Origin of the sequence: Stenotrophomonas sp. GbtcB23 (genome assembly GCF_019091045.1) — a bacterium.
In the GTDB taxonomy this organism is placed as follows: Bacteria; Pseudomonadota; Gammaproteobacteria; order Xanthomonadales; family Xanthomonadaceae; genus Stenotrophomonas; species Stenotrophomonas rhizophila_A.
Genome location: NZ_JAGXKC010000655.1, coordinates 1 through 239, shown reverse-complemented (window position 1 = coordinate 239; position 239 = coordinate 1). Strand labels below are relative to the sequence as shown.

The window sequence follows — 239 nt, the reverse complement described above, 5'->3', positions numbered from 1 at the left end:
GGCATCCAGGTAGACCAGCAGGCCCGGGACAAGCAGCAGCGGCCGGTAGCTCCGGGCGGGCGCGCGGAGCGGTTGGGGGGGGACGATCGACATCAGGCGCGCTTCGCGGGTGAGCACCTGCTGGCCGCGGGGGGATAGCAGGTAGTCGAGGAAGCGGCGGTCTTCTGCTGCGTTCTGGGCCGTGCGCGGGTTGACGTCGGTGCGCAGGACGACGAGGGTGGAGTCCTCGGGCTCGTCGA

The 239-nt window shown here is 71.5% G+C and carries 1 pseudogene; it reads right to left on the bottom strand.

Annotation, left to right across the window (positions count from 1 at the left end):
• Positions 1–239, bottom strand: a pseudogene (locus KVS69_RS20460) (substrate-binding domain-containing protein); the annotation flags it as partial.